Source organism: Amphibacillus jilinensis Y1, from assembly GCF_000306965.1.
Taxonomy (GTDB): domain Bacteria; phylum Bacillota; class Bacilli; order Bacillales; family Amphibacillaceae; genus Amphibacillus_C; species Amphibacillus_C jilinensis.
Genome location: NZ_JH976434.1, coordinates 493601 through 510490, shown reverse-complemented (window position 1 = coordinate 510490; position 16890 = coordinate 493601). Strand labels below are relative to the sequence as shown.

Below are 16890 nucleotides of genomic sequence, written 5' to 3'. Positions count from 1 at the left end.
GTGTGGTGCAGGAAGGGTAAAAGTGACCCAGGATATTTTAAAAGGAACGGTAGACGACGAACACCAAACGACAAGCGAAAAAACGATAAGAATAGCCGAACTTTTACGTCAGATCACATGTCCGTCAATGGGAGCACGATTAAGCTTTACACTAGCTATTTCAGGGCAAGCGGATAATTATTAAAGTGTTTGTAATGACAAATAAGACGTAGATAGTATCCTTTTAGAAACTGTCTACGTCTAATCTGTCAGCAAGCGATGACGTGTAGATCGAATATAGATGCCCAAAAATAGTGTGTCAGAAATACGGGTATGAAGATTACTGTGAGAAAACTTGATACATGTCTCTACTGTAGTATTTTTTTACTTTCTTTCCTGAACGTGATAAATTAAAGTAAATCACAATACTTAAATGAATTTTAATATATTTGGCATAGATAAGCATCCATAAAACGCTACTAATTGAGCGTTCGCTTTATGGACGTTAAATATATTTTAGTCAATTTTAAGAGAAGTAGGGGAGAGCAATGGATAAACCAAAGCTAGCAGATGTCGCTAAACGGGCAGGTGTATCACTGACCACTGTGTCTCGCGTTTTAAATAATCGGGGTTACATTGGTGATAAAACAAGGGAGAAAGTTCACGTTGCAATGAAAGAATTGAATTATTACCCGAATGAAATTGCACGATCTTTATTTATTAGAAAGACATACATTGTGGGGGTCATTTTCCCAACGACTAATAATCCCTTCTATGGTCAACTTATTTATCACCTTGAAAACTTTTGTGAAGCATTGGGATATAAGGTTCTTTTATGTAATAGTGGAGGACGGGAGGATAAGGAACGTGCTTATCTGGAGATGCTACAACGCCATCAAGTTGATGGCATCATTGCTGGGGCACATAATAGGGGGATTGATATTTACCAGCGTTCGACAATGCCGATCGTGGGTGTTGACCGTTATTTAGCTGGCCACATTCCAATCGTATCAAGTGATAACTATCGCGGTGGTGTGATGGCAACGGAACATCTTATTGATCGTGGCTGTAAGCATATTCTCCATATTAATGGCCAACTTTCATTAGAAACCCCGGCTAATTTAAGGCGAAATGCGTATGAAGAAACGATGAAACGGAAAAAGATGCCCTACAAAACTTATGAAACAGTAGATGATTACATTTCACGAATGTTTGATGAAAATCCAAAGATTGATGGTGTTTTTGCCAGTGATGATTTAATTGCTGCTTGTGTGATTAGAGAAGCAAATAAGAGAGGCATGAATGTACCAGAAGACCTGAAAGTCATTGGTTATGATGGTGCAGATATGACACGCATGTTGTTACCAGAGCTGACAACAATAAAACAGCCTATTAAAGACATGGCTGAGGAAGCAGTGCATCTTTTAATGAATCAAATTAACGAAGTGGAAGAGCCTACAGTTGACAATATCACATTACCTGTTCAGTTAATTCAAGGAAAAACAACGTAAAGAAATCGGTATCACGGATAACTATTCGTAAAAAGTACTGCCAAATAAAGAGTAAAGCTCATCTATATGAGGTCGGCAATAACGGACGGTAATGTCCTGATTGACGCAACTATCAATCAGTGGGAGAAGAGTGAAACCCCCCGCTGATTAAAGGTTTATTTGATGGTTGTCGGCTTTTTTTAAATAAATATGTCAACCGGTTGACATATTTATTTTCATCACTTATAATAAACGTGCGCAATCAATTTTTAACCATTATGTCAACCGGTTGACATAATAAATGCTTACAATTGTAAGCGGATACTTTTTTTACTTGACTAAAAGGAGTTGAAATGATGAAGCAACCAGAAGATGTGATCAATAAAGGTCTAATGAAAGATATTAAATACGATCACAAATCAAAAAAAGAATCAAAATGGGCATACATGAAGAAAAATTACATTCTTTACCTTTTCTTGCTACCAGCTGTTACACTCGTTTTTATCTTTAACTACATTCCAATGTATGGTGTTCTAATTGCTTTTCAAGATTTTAGTGTCACACGTGGCATCTTTGGAAGTGAGTGGGTAGGTTTGTCACACTTTAGAAGCTTTCTCACATCACCCAATTTTTTTCAAATCTTCTCAAACACCATAAAATTGAGTGTATATGGCTTAGTTATTGGGTTTCCTGTCCCAGTTCTACTTGCACTTATGTTAAATCAAGTTAGACGAGCAAAAATCAAGAAAAATATTCAATTGATTGTTTATGCGCCACACTTTATCTCGACGGTCGTTATTGCGGGAATGATTTTTATTTTCTTATCACCAGCGGGACCGATTAATGCGTTGATTACTCAAACTACAGGTGATTCAATCGCATTTATGTCTAATCCAGACTACTTTAGAACCATATTCATTCTTTCTGGAATTTGGCAAGGAGCAGGGTTTTCATCAATTGTGTATGTAGCTGCCTTATCGAATGCAGATCCACAACTACATGATGCGGCGACCATTGATGGTGCTTCGCTTTTACAACGTATTTGGCATATTGACGTCCAAGTTCTCAAGCCAGTTATGGCAGTTCTCTTCATATTAGCGGTCGGCGGCATTATGGGGGTAGGTTTTGAAAAAGCCTATTTATTGCAAACAGATATGAACATTCCGGCCTCTGAAATTATTGATACGTATGTTTATAAACGTGGTTTATTATCTGGAGACTGGTCATTTGGTGCGGCAGTGGGCTTGTTTAATACGGTCATTGGGTTAATTCTTTTAGTCATTGCTAATGGAGTTATTAAAAAACTCAATGGTGAAACGCTTTATTAAAGAAAGGAAGTAACGCCATGTCTAAGCAAACGCTTATCAATAATTCACGCTTTGATCGGATGATATTATTTCTTAATAAGATTCTACTTGTTTTGATTGTATTAGCGGTTACAATCCCAATTGCTTATGTCGTTGTAGGGTCTTTCTTAAAGCCAAACATTTTACTGAATCAGGGGATCTCATTTAACCCTGACCATTGGACGCTTGACGGTTATCGACGTATCTTTGAAGATGGTTCGATTGTAAGAGGTTTTTTAAACTCTGTCCTATATGCATCTGGCTTCACGTTTATCGCTGTTTCATTCACTGTGCTAGCAGGCTATGCTTTATCTGTTGAAACGCTAGTAGGTGGGAAAATCATTACCGTATTCTTTCTGTTTGCGATGTTTTTTAATGGTGGAATGATTCCTACCTATCTCGTTGTGAGGAGTTTAGGTCTAATCAATACACCTTGGGCAATTATTTTACCAGGGGCAGTAGGGGTTTGGAACATTATTTTAACACGTACTTTTTTTAAAGGGGTACCAAAGGAACTGAAAGAAGCAGCAGAAATAGATGGTGCATCAGATTTACGGATATTTTTAAGCATTATTTTACCACTTTCAAAGCCGATCATTTTTGTAATCGCTCTCTTTGCTTTTATTGGGCAGTGGAATGCTTATTTTGATGCGATGATTTACTTGAACGATCGTTCATTATATCCTCTGCAGCTCGTATTACGTGAAATCCTGGTGCAAAATGAAGTGCCTCCAGGTATGATTGCGGATCAGCTGGCACGTGCTGAAATGCAACGTGCAGCAGAGATGATTAAATATTCATCCATTGTGGTAGCAAGCTTACCGCTTATGGTTATGTATCCATTTTTTCAAAAGTACTTTGAAAAAGGGGTTATGGTTGGCTCATTAAAATAAGAAAAAGGAGTGTCAAAAATGAAAAAATATTTCAGTTTACTCATGGTTATCGTTGCTTTACTGTTAACCGCGTGTGGTGGGGAAGAAGTTTCACATTCTGAAGATTATGGTCTCGAAAATATAAGTTTCCCCTTAGAGGAAACAGTTACCCTTAAATTCATGACATCAAGCTCCCCAATGGCACCAGATGATCCAAATGAGAAGTTAATTTATCAACGTTTAGAGGAAGAGACAGGTGTCCATATTGACTGGTTGAACTTTACTGGTGAAACATTTGATGAACGCCGCAACCTAGCTCTCGCTACAGGTGAAATGCCAGATGCCATTAAAAATGCAGCATTTAGTGATTATGAATTATTAAATTATGCAAATGACGGAGCTATTATTCCGCTAAATGATTTGATTGATCAACATATGCCAAATTTACAAGCAATACTTGAACACTCGCCAGAATATAAGGCAATGATGACAGCACCTGACGGTAATATTTATGCTTTTCCTTGGATCGAAGAATTAGGAGAAGGCAGAGGCAGTATACATTCAGTTGATAACTTTCCATGGATTAATGTAGATTGGCTTGAAGAACTTGGTCTAGATATGCCACAGACAACTGAAGAATTAAAAGAAGTTTTGATTGCCTTTAGAGATAATGATCCAGCAGGAGATGGTCAAACCATTCCGATGTCATTCATCATTAATGACGGTGGTCAAGATCCAGGATTCCTATTCGGCGCATTTGGCTATGGTGATAATTGGGACCATACAGTCGTTACAAATAATCATGAGGTATTACTTACATCAATGCAAGAAGGTTATAAAGATGCAATTCATTTCATGAATGAATTGTATGATGAGCAACTTATAGATATAGAAGCATTCGAACATGACTGGCCGACATATGTTGCAAAAGGTCAAGAAGGGAGGTATGGACTATACTTCACGTGGGACAAAGGAAACATTACCGGTATGGGCGATGATTATGATTTAATGAATCCACTTGAAGGTCCTGATGGACAGATTAATGTACCACGTACAAATGGAATGGGCTTTGATCGTTCGCGGATGGTTATTACGAGTGCTAATGAGAATTTAGAACTAACTGCAAAATGGATTGACCAGCTCTACGACCCGTTACAATCTGTTCAGAATAATTGGGGAACATATGGTGATGATGAATTGCAGAATATTTTTGAATATGATGAAGAACATGAGATGTTAAGGCATCTGCCACTTGATGGGGCAGCACCTGTTGAGTTAAGGGAAAAAACATCTGTAGGAGGACCATTAGCTATCTTGGATAAATACTACGGTGATGTGACAACGATGCCTGATGATGCCGCATGGAGACTTAATTTGATGGATGAAGTAATGGTTCCTTATATGCAAGCAGATAATATTTTTCCAAATGTTTTCTTTGATAATGATGAATTGGATCGATTATCAACAATAGAAGCCGATTTAATCCCATATATTCACCGGAAGAAGGCAGAATGGATCACGAATGGGAATGCGGATGCAGAGTGGGATGAGTATTTACAAGAATTAGACCGTCTTGGTGTCCAAGAATGGTTGCAAATTAAACAAGACGGTTACGATCGTTCACATGAATAGAGAGGATGGTTAGCTTGCTACAGACAAATAATCAATTTAGACCCAAAATACATTTTGCTCCAAAAAAAAATTGGATGAATGACCCAAATGGGATGGTTTTTTTCAATGGCATGTATCATTTGTTTTTTCAACATAATCCAAATGCTAGTGTATGGGGACCAATGCACTGGGGGCATGCGATTAGTAAGGATATGATCCACTGGGAAGAGCAGGCTATTGCGCTCTTCCCAGATGAATTAGGTATGATTTTTTCGGGAAGTATTGTCATCGATTGGAATAATACATCAGGCTTCTTTGGCGATCAGCCTGGTATGGTAGCTATCTTTACCCATCACCTAGAGCAATCTTCCGGACCACCAAAACAATATCAAAGCTTAGCTTACAGTAAAGATGAAGGTAAAAGTTGGGTGAGCTATTCAGGTAATCCGGTATTAAAGCACCCAGATAAAGTCGATTTTCGAGATCCAAAAGTTTTTTGGTATGAGAAGATTAAGCGTTGGGTCATGATTCTTGCGACTGGTCAAACGGTGATGATTTATACATCCCGGAATTTGGTTGATTGGCAATTTAAAAGTGAATTTGGGGAAGGGAAGGGCTATCAAGAGGCTGTTTGGGAATGTCCCGACTTGTTTGAACTCCAGATTGAAGGTACAAATAAAACGAAATGGGTTATGTTAGTTAGTGTAGGAGACAATCCTGATAAACAAGAAGGTTCAAAGACGCAATACTTTATTGGAGATTTTGATGGGGAAATTTTCACACCTCAAGATGACCTTGTAAGGTGGTTAGATTACGGAAAAGATAATTATGCCGGAGTGAGTTTCTCAGATATACCTCAAGTAGATGGTCGACGTATTTATATGGGGTGGATGAGTAATTGGCGTTATGCGAATCACGTGCCCACGGGGGAGTGGCGTGGACAAATGACACTTCCTCGTAAACTATCACTGATTGAAACAAACGAAGGAATGCTTTTAAAACAAGTGCTAGTTGAAGAAATCATGCAATACATGTATGAGTCGATACCGTTCAAGCCAAATCAACTAATAAATAATTTGCAAGTTTCATTAGAAGGAGTACCATTCATGGTCGAGGTGCTCGTCGATCCCGCAGGGGCCAAAGAAATAGACTTTATCTTTCAAACAGATCGTGATGAGGAGCTTATTGTAAAGTTGGACTATTTAAAAAAAGCTATCGTATTAGATCGTAGTCGTATAGGGATTGTTGAGTTTTCAGAGTTGTTTTCGGCTAAACAAGTATTACCTGTTGCAACAAATAAACACGATCGCTTACAGATGGTTATCGATCATTCTTCTATAGAAATCTTTAATGATGATGGGAGATATGCATTGACAAGTTTGGTTTACCCGCATGCTGCATTTGATAAGCTCATCATTACAAGTGATAGTTCAGAAGCAAAATTAATTGAAGGTAAATGTAGTCGAATCAAAATAGGTGATGAAGCATAAGCCTTGATGGAAAGGATGAGAGAATGAGTAAAGTAGCCTGCATTGGTGAGTTACTAATCGACTTTTTTTGTCAAGATGTAGATGTAAAATTAATGGAAGGGAACCACTTTATTAAGCGGGCAGGTGGCGCGCCGGCGAATGTTTGTTCAGTCGTTTCTGCTTTTGGTGGGGAAGCATATTTTGGCGGTAAAGTAGGTGATGATGCATTTGGCCATTTTTTAGAAGCGACGCTTCATGAACAAGGTGTGCATACTAAGATGCTCAAAAAAGATCCCGATCATCACACCACTTTTGCCTTTGTGTCATTAGACGCAACAGGAGAACGCGATTTTACTTTTGCTAGAGGTGCCGACCAATATTACACCCTTGATGATATCGCTGAGGATCAATTAGAGGAAATCAATATATTACACTTTGGTTCAGCCACTGCTTTATTATCTGATCCATTTCGAAAAACGTATCTTGCGTTAATGGAGCATGGGCACAACCGAAATAAATTTGTATCATTTGATCCCAATTATAGGGGTGATCTCTGGCAAGGTAAGACAGCTGCTTTCATTACATGGGTAACACAGTGCTGTAAAAAGGCAAACTTGGTTAAGGTAAGTGAAGATGAATTAGCCTTAATTACGAATCAATCAGATTTGAGCCGAGGTGTAGATGTGATACACCAGTTAGGTGTTGAGGTCGTTATGGTTACGCTTGGTGCAAAAGGAACCTATGTATCTACACAAAGCTTTAATCGAATAGTAAAAAGTATAAATATTAAATCGATAGATTCTACAGGTGCTGGAGATGCGTTTATTGGTGCTTTACTGAGTCGACTTGCAAAAGAATCCAAATATTCTGATGTGTTGATGGATGAAGAGCTGTTAGTGGATTATGTGATGTTTAGTAATGTTGTTGCTGCACTTGTTTGCACGAAATTGGGAGGGATAGATAGTATCCCGACATACGATGACGTGAACCAATATTTACTCAAATAAGAAATGGGGGAGGAGAAATGTATCAAAATTCATGGTTTATGCGGATAGGTACACTAGGTTTTCATCTCCTTCTCTTAAATATGCTTTTTTGGGTTGGATTGTTAATAGGTATCGGTATCTTTGGGCTTTTCCCGAGTATCGTTGCGTTATTTGCTGCCTTAAAGCAGATAGTGATTAATAAAGATGATCAAAAACTTCCGCGCATATTTTGGCAGAATTATAAAAAAGAATTTCTATCTGCTAATCTTCTTGGTTTTATCTACAGTGTAAGTTTTAGCAGTTTGTATTTTTATTATCGAATACTTCACACGCTCCCCTCGTCGGTTTGGGTTCAGCTGGGGAGTGGTGTACTTATCTTCGTCTTGTTTGTTATTTTGCTGAGTTTGAGTGCGGTCTTTCCGCTCTTCGTCCATTATAAATACCGTACTTGGCAGTATCCGAAGTTTGCACTTATTTATGCGGTATCAAGACCACTCCACACCCTAGCTTTAGTACTGATTTTATTAATTTTCATCATTGTTTATCTGAGATTTCTTTCATTGTTTCTTCTAATAGGTGTGAGTTCAATGGCTTTAGTTATAATGTGGATTGGATCAAGTCATTTACTAAGTGATCAGCGCCTTTAAATGATGCTGATTTAGCTCAATCCACGCCAACGGAAAGCATCCGCCAGCAGTGAAAGATAATGGCATTATTAAGTTGGCATTCAAAGGAAAGGGACTAAAAATTAATAGGTAGAAATGGAAGCGCAAACATATTGTGCGAGGAGGAATAAGGTGAAGAGAATCGTTGTGATATTAAGTATCGTCCTGTTATTGTTAATAGGTCTAGTTGTAGGTATAGCTACAGTAAGCTTGCCGATTTTTTCTGAAAGTAAGCTGTCTATTTTAGGGTTAGAGAAAAATGCAGGCTATTACAATATTTTAGATTATGGTGCGCAACCTAATCAGCCGAGCTTTGATAACGCGGAGGTATTTAACGAAATTATTAACGATATGGGTGAAAATGGAGGTACTATTTATATTCCTGTCGGTAACTTTTATATTAATTCACCAATAGAAATTGATCGCTCATATGTTTCAATTGTTGGCGATAATAGTGGCTTGCGAAGTGGTGTAGATGGTTCCAATCCTAAGACACAACCTGGTGGTGGTGGAGCAAAGTTGATTGTTCAGTCTGGAGTAACGGCTATTCAAATTTTAGATGAGGAAAGTAGTCAACGTATTTCAGGAATCACTTTCAGAAGTTTCCAAATTCGCGGTGAGGAAAATAATGGTATAGGAATTCAGGCTGTGCAAGATACAGATCGTGTTGTAATAGATGATTTAGTTATCAATCATGTTGGTACTGGTGTACAACTGCATGGGGCAGATGCACCATCGATACGAAATTCTTGGATTGCAGAAACCCATACATCGATCCTCTTAAATGGAGCTTCTCAACAAGCAAGTATTGTTAACAACGCCTTAGGTGCACAACCGAGTGGCGTAACTATTGAAATGGAAAATCCACAGTGGTTTACCATTAATGGTAACAACATATATCCGGATGGTGCAAGTAACATACGGCTGTATAATCCGACATACGGAACGATTTCAAGTAATACGATTTCATCACGTTATACAGGAATCATTGAGTTATTGATAAATGAGGAAGGCGCAGCCGGTTATGGTAATTTAATAAGTGGGAATACGATCTCTGTTAGTAGCTTCCGGCCACACCCAGAAGAAAAAGGTATAGATTGGGGACTTCTACACATCGTAGCCTCTAATACGTTTATACAAGGTAATCAAATCAATACAGATGCTCTGCCAGAGGGTTATGCCGCTATTACTATAGAATCTGGAGAAAATAATCGCATCTCAAACAATTCGATTGGTGTAGCTCATTTATCAGAATCGAAAATTATCGTCCGGCAGCCATCGCGTCGTACACTTGTGACTGACAGTATCCATCAAAATGAGTTTCAGAATGATGGTGAAGAAAGCAATGTAAATATACCGCTCCCTTAGTCGTAGAGGATCAGGTGTAGTTGTTTTAAAAGAGCTCTGATCCCTATACTTGAATGGGGTCAGAGTTCTATTTTTGTCATGGTAAAACGCAACTGAATAACATGAGCTAAGTTAACGCTTCATTAGAAAAGCGTTTTCTTAATTGTTAGATCATCTCACATCGGTATAGACAACTACAACTTTAGTTGTTAATCTATCTATGTGTTTAATTAGGGATGGGGGTTTTTATAATGAAAAGTTATTTACAACGGCTTGGACGCTCACTAATGTTGCCAGTGTCCGTCTTGCCCGCAGCAGCCATACTTTTAGGGATTGGTTATTCAATGGATCATTCTGGATGGGGCGAAGAAAATGTGGTTGCTGCGTTTTTAATAACCGCAGGTGATGCGATATTAGGCAATATTGCGGTTTTATTTGCTATCGGAGTTGCTTTAGGAATGGCAAAAGAAAAAGATGGCTCAGCCGGATTAAGTGGGTTAGTTGGCTGGCTTGTGATTACATCTTTACTCTCTCCAAGTTCTGTATCATTGCTTAGAGGGATTGAAGTTGATGCTGTTTCACCTGCCTTTGCAAGTATTGAGAATGCCTTTATTGGGATGATTTCTGGCTTGGTGGCGGCAAGTATGTATAATCGCTTTAGCAAAACTAAGCTTCCTGATGCACTTGCATTCTTTAGTGGTAAGCGCTCGGTTCCGATCATGACAGCTTTATCTATGCTATTTGTTTCAGCTATTATGTTTTTTATTTGGCCAGCTGTCTATGAAGGATTGGTGAGTTTTGGTACATTTTTTAGCGAACTAGGTGTGTTTGGGGCAGGGTTATACGGCTTTTTTAATCGATTATTAATTCCGACAGGTCTCCACCATGCGCTAAATCAGGTATTCTGGTTTGATATGGTTGGAATTAATGACATTGGTAACTTTTGGTCTGGTCAAGGTGAATTAGGTGTGACAGGCATGTATCAAGCCGGCTACTTTCCTGTCATGATGTTTGGTTTACCAGCAGCTTGTTTAGCCATGTACCACACGGCTAAAGAGACGAAGAAGAAACAAGTTGCAGCTCTATTGTTAGCGGCTGGATTTGCAGCTTTTCTAACTGGTGTAACAGAACCGATTGAATTCTCATTTATGTTTGTAGCACCGCTACTATATTTCGTTCATGCGCTGTTAAGTGGTATTTCACTCATGGTAGCAGCATTGTTTAATTGGACAGCCGGTTTTGGTTTTAGTGCTGGATTTATTGACTTTTTTTTAAGTTCTCAATTGCCTTTAGCAAACAATCCATATATGCTTATTGTACAAGGTTTAGTATTTGCGGTTATTTATTATGTAATATTCCGTGTATTAATTACGAAATTCAATCTAAAAACGCCTGGTCGTGGCGACGAGGATTGGGATGAGGATGCGTCACCCGATACTAAAAGCGCTGGAGATGATAAGTATGCGCAAATGGCTCAAGAGATTTATCAAGGTTTAGGTGGAGAAAGTAATCTGATTTCAATTGATAACTGTGTAACGCGTCTTCGCCTTGAAGTGAAAGACACGTCAGTAGTTGATCAACAACGGATAAAGAATACGGGCATTCCCGGTATTAATGTCATTGATGATCATAATATTCAAGTTGTTGTAGGAACACAAGTTGAATCCGTAGCCAATGAGGTCAATAAATTACACAAATAAGCATTGTAAAGATAAAACAGTAGGCCTTGCTTGCTGTTTTATCTTTATCCTTTTTCCATCAGTTAAGAGAGGTTGAATGATAGTAAAGAAGTGAAAAACGTTTAGTTCTAAAGATAAATTAACATTAAAAAATAAGGAGGTATTTAATTATTTATGAAACGCTTATTAGATTGTGTTGCTTCAGATTTTAAGCAGATGCAACGTGAAGATTATATTCAAGCGATTCAAGCGAGTGAGGGGCGTGTACTTATTAGTGAAACAGTATGTACTGCACCACCATTATACCCAGGTATCACTAATCAAGAAATCGTTTCTCGGTTTGGCGCAGATATGATTTTATTAAATATGTTCGATTTGTTTAACCCAGTCATTGAAGATCTAACATTTGCAGGGAATGCGATTCAACTAGTAAATTATATTAAAGATTTAACCGGTCGCCCAATAGGAGTCAACATTGAACCGATTGATGTCAATGCAGTTGCAGCGGAAGAGCTGAATCAGCTTCCAGAGGGAAGAACAGCTAGTGAAAGAACGTTAAAAGCACTCCAAGCAATAGATATTGATTTTATTTGTTTGACAGGAAATCCTAAAACGGGTGTGACAAATAAAGAGATTGAACATGCTATCAAGCGTACACGTCAATTAATTGGCACACGTGCTTTTATTATTGCAGGTAAAATGCATGGAGCAGGGGTGTCCCAGGAAGCCGGTAAAACAATTATAGACGATCAAACAATTGAGCGGTTTGTTAAGGCCGGTGCAGATGTCATTTTAATTCCATCACCTGGAACTGTTCCAGGAATAACGATTGATATGGCTAACCAATGGGTGAATAAAATCCATCAATTGGGTAGTTTAGCCATGTTGACAATTGGCACGAGCCAAGAAGGTGCAAGCGAACAAACGATACAGCAAATTGCATTGCAAAACAAAATGATTGGCGCAGATATTCACCATATTGGTGATGCGGGGTTCACTGGTCTTGCTATACCAGAAAATATTACTACATATTCCATTACGATCCGTGGAAAACGTCACACTTATACCCGCATGTGCAGTTCGCCAAAACGATGAAAATGATCCGAGAATTTTGCGCTGAGAATAACACCTATCTAGAAAAAGCAATTAAAGCTGGAGTTGATCGTATCGAATTGTGCGACAATCTTGCTGTAGGCGGTACCACACCTAGCTATGGAATCATTGATCAAGCGGCAAAGCTTTGTCAATCAACCGGTGTGGAATTGTCTGTTATGATTCGTCCACGCGGGGGGGATTTTTGTTATAGTGAGCAGGAGTTAATCACGATGAGGATCGACATCCTTCAAGCGATCAAACAAGGGGTTACAGGTATTGTCTTTGGCTGTCTTACAGCAGATCATCAATTAGATGTTCAGGCTTGTCAATATTTAATGGACGGCATATCAAACATTGACTTCACTTTTCACATGGCCTTTGACCAGGTTGATCTTTCTAAAAAACACCAAACTTTAGATAAGCTTATTGAACTTGGTTTTGATCGGATTCTTTTACATGGTAATCGGTCGGATAAAACGGTTATTGAAAATGCGGATGAGATCAATCACTATATTGATTATGTCGCTGATAAACTAGACATAATGGTCGGTGGTGGAATAACGGTTGCTAATTTACAGGAAGTAGCAAAAGCAGTCAGAACTAACACGTTTCATGGCACTAAGATTGTGTTCCTTTAAACATGTTTATTACAAGCAGCTAGCAGCTTTGTTAAGGCGATTTAGTCAATGATAATAACAACATGTATATTGCAGATAACCGTCTATAAAGTTCTCGCCCGAAGAAGTAATCTATTTGGTGGGAGCTTACGGACGTTAATGTCCAACTAACAAATAGTGAACGAACAACACGAATTGAAGGTTTGTTTTATAGGAACATTGTGTCCATTAAAACAATGATAGTCGATTTATTCATTTAATCAGCTTTCCTTTTAAACTGAGACAAATCGATTCTCCCTTGGTCATCAACGTCGATACCTTCCTGTCGTAAGCAATTTATTTGTTGATCACGAGCAGCACCTGCTGGCAGTGAAACATGGTATTGAGCATTGACTACTCTATACCAAGGTAAATCGTATTTGGCGCTCATAGAGTGGAGGATACGTGCGACTTGTCTTGCACCACGCGGATTCCCAGCTTCTCTTGCTATTTCACTATAACTTCTAACTTTCCCCTTAGGAATCGCTTTAATTTGCTTAACCACTTTTTCTGTAAAAGGATTCACGTTTCATCCCTCCGTAGCTATTAATTAACAATCTTATCGTTTTAGAGTCCAGCCTATATTACATTTTAACATTATATGATCATTATAAAAACTTGTCAGATTTTATGACAATTGTATGTTCAATCTAAAATAAACTAGTATAATGATAATAAGTGCTATTCATTTTATCACAGCTAACCATTCGTAAAAACTAATGCTCAGAATAGAGAGCAGAGCATTTAAGAGGGATATAATGGACACAAATGTCCTGATTCACTATGCTACCAATCAGTGCTAGAATTATGAAAACCTCACTGATTGACGTTTTGTTTTAGAGTAACTGGTATAGACAACTATATATTTAATTGCTATACTATGGTTATCGTATACGCTTTCACGCGCTGAAGGAGGTGATGGGAAATGTTAATAGACGTGTTACCTAAAGAGCATATGCAACAAGTTGAACATATTGAAACATGGGAAGCTGCCATTGAGTTCGCTAGTAAACCCTTACTTGAGGCTGGTTATATCGAAAACGTTTATGTTAAGAACATGATTGCTAGTGTTAATCAAAATGGCCCCTATATTGTGTTAATGGACTATTTTGCTTTACCGCATGCAAAGGCAGGTGAAGGGGTTAATCAATTGGCTATGTCATTACTTAAAGTCAACCAGCCAGTTGATCTGAAAGGAAACCCAGTGAATATATTTATCGTATTGGCTGCAATAGATGCGGATAGCCATATGCAAAGCCTGCGCGAGATTTCTCGGATCTTAGCTGATGAAGATAACTATCAACGCTTTATATCAGGTGATTTGGAACAGATTTATCAAGTGTTACAATCTTGAATAGGATAGATTGCTCACATATTATCATGAAGTGAAAGGGTGGATTAAAGATGAAATTTTTAGCGGTCTGTGGTTTTGGTGTTGGTTCTTCGATGGTATTGAAAATGTCAATTGAAAAAGCGTGTAAGGAAAGAGGTATCGACTGTGAGGTAGAGAATACAGATATTAGCTCGGCAAAAGGAACCGATGCGGCTGCGATATTTACTTCGCACGAGCTCGGTGAAGAATTAAAAGATAGTGTGAACTGTCCGGTGTTTCCGATTAAACGTTATATGGATAAGGAAGAAGTTGGACAAGCAGTTGATCAATTTCAAGAGAATGGAGGGAAGTGAAAATGATGAGTTTTTTTACAGAACACATATTACGCAATCCCCCGATACTATTGGGCTTAATTGCGATGATAGGTTTAATTGTTCAACGAAAGAATATTGCTGATATCATTAAAGGCTCACTTTCTGCTGCATTTGGTATGATTATTCTTGATGCTGGTGTTGGGTTAATTGTTGGTACAATTTCTCCCATTAATGCAGCTTTTCAAGAAGTGGTAGCTGGTGACATCTCTGTAGGCGAAACATTAAATGATGCAACATTTACTGCTTCGTATGGTGGTGATGTTGGATTAGCGATGTTTTTAGGTTTAATCTTGCACTTATTGATTGCGCGTTTTACAAAAGTTAAAACAATTTTCTTAACAGGTCATATGTTGTGGTGGTTCCCTTTTATCTTTGTTGCTGCTGGCGTTGAAGCAGGTCTTAGTGGCGTGGTGTTAATTGTTTTTGGTGCGGTTTTATCAGCCTCATACTGGTCATTTATGCCATGGCTGATGCGGAACTATGTATGGGCAGTTACAGAAGATCAGTCTTTCTTAATTGGTCATCCTACCGGAATACTAAGTTTAATATCTGGTTTTGTAGCAAAACGTGTCGGTAATAAAGAAAACTCTACAGAAGATATTAATGTGCCTAAACAATTATCATTTTTTAGAGAAATATCGATTACGGGTGGTATTGTTATTTTTCTTATGTATATAGCTGTTTGGTTTATTGAACCCACAATTGTGGTTGAAGGTGAAAATCCATTCTTTTTAGCATTTAATCAAGGTTTAACCTTTGGTGCTGGTTTATTAATTATGCTTTATGGTGTTCGGATGTTAATTAATCAGATTATCCCAGCTTTTCAGGGGATTTCAGAAAAATTAATTCCTGGTGCTCTACCTGCATTAGATGTTCCGATTATATTCAATTATAAGCCTAATGCTGTCATCATTGGTTTTATAGCAGCAATGTTGACTTCCACGGTGATGATCGTTATTGCCAATGCATTTAATTTATTTGGTGTGATTTTGATTCCACTGGTTGTTACCTCATTCTTTGAGTGCGGTGGGGCTGCGGTGATTGGTGAAGGCCAAGGTGGTCAGCGCGGTGCTATTGTTGGATCTGCTGTTGCTTCTATTGCTATGGTTGCCTTAATGGGTGTGTCTGTCATCATTTATAGTTCTACTATCCAAAATTGGATGCTCGTCTTTGGTGGAAATGATTTTTCATTATTTGGCCCCATTGCCAAATGGCTAGCTGATTTAATATCAGGAGTGCTAGGATAATATGTTTTCCTACTTTGATAAGATTCGTGCGCTTCTAAATAAAGTTGAGTACGAACAACAAGAGCAGATAAATCAAGCGGTAGTCATGATGACAGAGGCTACATTAAAAAAACAAGCGATTTTTGCCTTTGGGGCAAGTCATGCAAGTATTATAACTCAAGAACTCTATTTTAGAGCGGGTGGTCTTATTAATGTTAACCCAATCTTTGGTCGCGAGGTTATGCTAGATACTGAGCCAATTACCCATACAAGTAAAATGGAGCGAATGGTGGGTTATGGTAGGTTACTAGCAGAAAAAACGCCATTTACCAAAGGAGATGTACTGATTCTTCATTCTGTTTCAGGGCGAAATCCTGTCACGATTGAAATGGCAATTGAAGCTAAGAAAAAAGGTGTAAACATTATAGGGATTACAAATCTATCTTACTCTAAAAATGTTGAATCAAGACATCCGAGTGGGGAAAATATGTACCATTACTGTGATGTGATTATTGATAATCATGGTGATATCGGCGATGCAACGATACAAATCGAAGGCATAGATCAAAAGGTCGCCCCAACTTCTACTGTAATTGGGGCGACGATCGCTAATACGATTGTTGCCGAAGTAGTTAAGCGGTTAGTTGAAGCAGGTCATGAGGAGCCACCTATATTCTACAGTGCTAATCTCGATGGTGGAGATCAATTGAATAAAGCCCTATTTAAACAATATAAAGATACGATACATTATCGATTTTAACA

The 16890-nt window shown here is 38.3% G+C and carries 17 protein-coding genes; 16 read left to right on the top strand and 1 reads right to left on the bottom strand.

Features of this window, described 5'->3' with window-relative positions; translation table 11 throughout:
* Positions 1-22 precede the first annotated feature (22 nt).
* The 12 genes from B494_RS20935 to B494_RS0102965 all read left to right on the top strand — a co-directional run bounded on the left by B494_RS20935 (position 23) and on the right by B494_RS0102965 (position 13177).
* A complete protein-coding gene (locus B494_RS20935; protein ID WP_017470887.1) occupies positions 23-184 on the top strand; it encodes a hypothetical protein in 162 nt (53 codons plus the stop codon).
* 343 nt (positions 185-527) lie between these two features.
* Complete coding sequence (locus B494_RS0103015; RefSeq protein ID WP_017470886.1) at positions 528-1490, top strand: LacI family DNA-binding transcriptional regulator; 963 nt, start codon at positions 528-530, stop codon at positions 1488-1490.
* 371 nt (positions 1491-1861) lie between these two features.
* Positions 1862-2797 carry an ABC transporter permease gene (locus B494_RS0103010; RefSeq protein WP_033193517.1) on the top strand — a complete coding sequence of 312 codons (936 nt, stop codon included), beginning with the start codon at positions 1862-1864 and terminating at the stop codon, positions 2795-2797.
* 17 nt (positions 2798-2814) lie between these two features.
* The gene (locus B494_RS0103005; RefSeq protein ID WP_017470884.1) at positions 2815-3708 is read left to right on the top strand and encodes a carbohydrate ABC transporter permease; all 894 of its coding nucleotides are present in this window, start codon (positions 2815-2817) and stop codon (positions 3706-3708) included.
* A gap of 18 nt (positions 3709-3726) precedes the next feature.
* Entirely contained in the window at positions 3727-5319 is a 1593-nt protein-coding gene (locus tag B494_RS0103000; protein WP_017470883.1) for a type 2 periplasmic-binding domain-containing protein, read from the top strand.
* A 14-nt stretch (positions 5320-5333) separates the two neighbouring features.
* Complete coding sequence (locus tag B494_RS0102995) at positions 5334-6788, top strand: glycoside hydrolase family 32 protein (protein ID WP_017470882.1); 1455 nt, start codon at positions 5334-5336, stop codon at positions 6786-6788.
* Positions 6789-6811: 23 nt separating this feature from the next.
* Positions 6812-7774, top strand: a complete 963-nt coding sequence (locus B494_RS0102990; RefSeq protein ID WP_017470881.1) for a carbohydrate kinase family protein — start codon at positions 6812-6814, stop codon at positions 7772-7774.
* A 17-nt stretch (positions 7775-7791) separates the two neighbouring features.
* Complete coding sequence (locus tag B494_RS0102985; RefSeq protein WP_017470880.1) at positions 7792-8400, top strand: YesL family protein; 609 nt, start codon at positions 7792-7794, stop codon at positions 8398-8400.
* A 150-nt stretch (positions 8401-8550) separates the two neighbouring features.
* Positions 8551-9786 (top strand): NosD domain-containing protein, encoded by a 1236-nt coding sequence (locus tag B494_RS0102980; protein WP_017470879.1) that lies wholly within the window; start codon positions 8551-8553, stop codon positions 9784-9786.
* 230 nt (positions 9787-10016) lie between these two features.
* Positions 10017-11465, top strand: a complete 1449-nt coding sequence (gene nagE, locus B494_RS0102975; RefSeq protein ID WP_017470878.1) for an N-acetylglucosamine-specific PTS transporter subunit IIBC — start codon at positions 10017-10019, stop codon at positions 11463-11465.
* A 153-nt stretch (positions 11466-11618) separates the two neighbouring features.
* Positions 11619-12539, top strand: a complete 921-nt coding sequence (locus B494_RS0102970) for a DUF7916 family protein (RefSeq protein WP_017470877.1) — start codon at positions 11619-11621, stop codon at positions 12537-12539.
* Positions 12536-13177: a copper homeostasis protein CutC gene (locus B494_RS0102965; RefSeq protein WP_017470876.1), complete on the top strand. Its 642-nt coding sequence runs from the start codon at positions 12536-12538 to the stop codon at positions 13175-13177. The genes B494_RS0102970 and B494_RS0102965 overlap by 4 nt, the downstream gene beginning before the upstream one ends.
* Before the next feature lie 235 nt (positions 13178-13412).
* Here the strand turns inward: B494_RS0102965 and B494_RS0102960 are convergent, their stop codons facing one another.
* The gene (locus B494_RS0102960) at positions 13413-13721 is read right to left on the bottom strand and encodes an MGMT family protein (protein WP_017470875.1); all 309 of its coding nucleotides are present in this window, start codon (positions 13719-13721) and stop codon (positions 13413-13415) included.
* 399 nt (positions 13722-14120) lie between these two features.
* Here B494_RS0102960 and B494_RS0102955 point away from each other — a divergent pair, with 399 nt between their 5' ends.
* Genes B494_RS0102955 through B494_RS0102940 form a run of 4 tightly spaced genes read left to right on the top strand, consistent with a single transcriptional unit; the run spans position 14121 to position 16888 of the window.
* Positions 14121-14549: a PTS sugar transporter subunit IIA gene (locus B494_RS0102955; RefSeq protein WP_017470874.1), complete on the top strand. Its 429-nt coding sequence runs from the start codon at positions 14121-14123 to the stop codon at positions 14547-14549.
* Between the two features lie 50 nt (positions 14550-14599).
* Positions 14600-14881 carry a PTS sugar transporter subunit IIB gene (locus tag B494_RS0102950; protein ID WP_017470873.1) on the top strand — a complete coding sequence of 94 codons (282 nt, stop codon included), beginning with the start codon at positions 14600-14602 and terminating at the stop codon, positions 14879-14881.
* 2 nt (positions 14882-14883) lie between these two features.
* Entirely contained in the window at positions 14884-16149 is a 1266-nt protein-coding gene (locus tag B494_RS0102945; protein ID WP_017470872.1) for a PTS ascorbate transporter subunit IIC, read from the top strand.
* Position 16150: 1 nt separating this feature from the next.
* A complete protein-coding gene (locus B494_RS0102940; RefSeq protein WP_017470871.1) occupies positions 16151-16888 on the top strand; it encodes a sugar isomerase domain-containing protein in 738 nt (245 codons plus the stop codon).
* Positions 16889-16890: the final 2 nt, after the last annotated feature.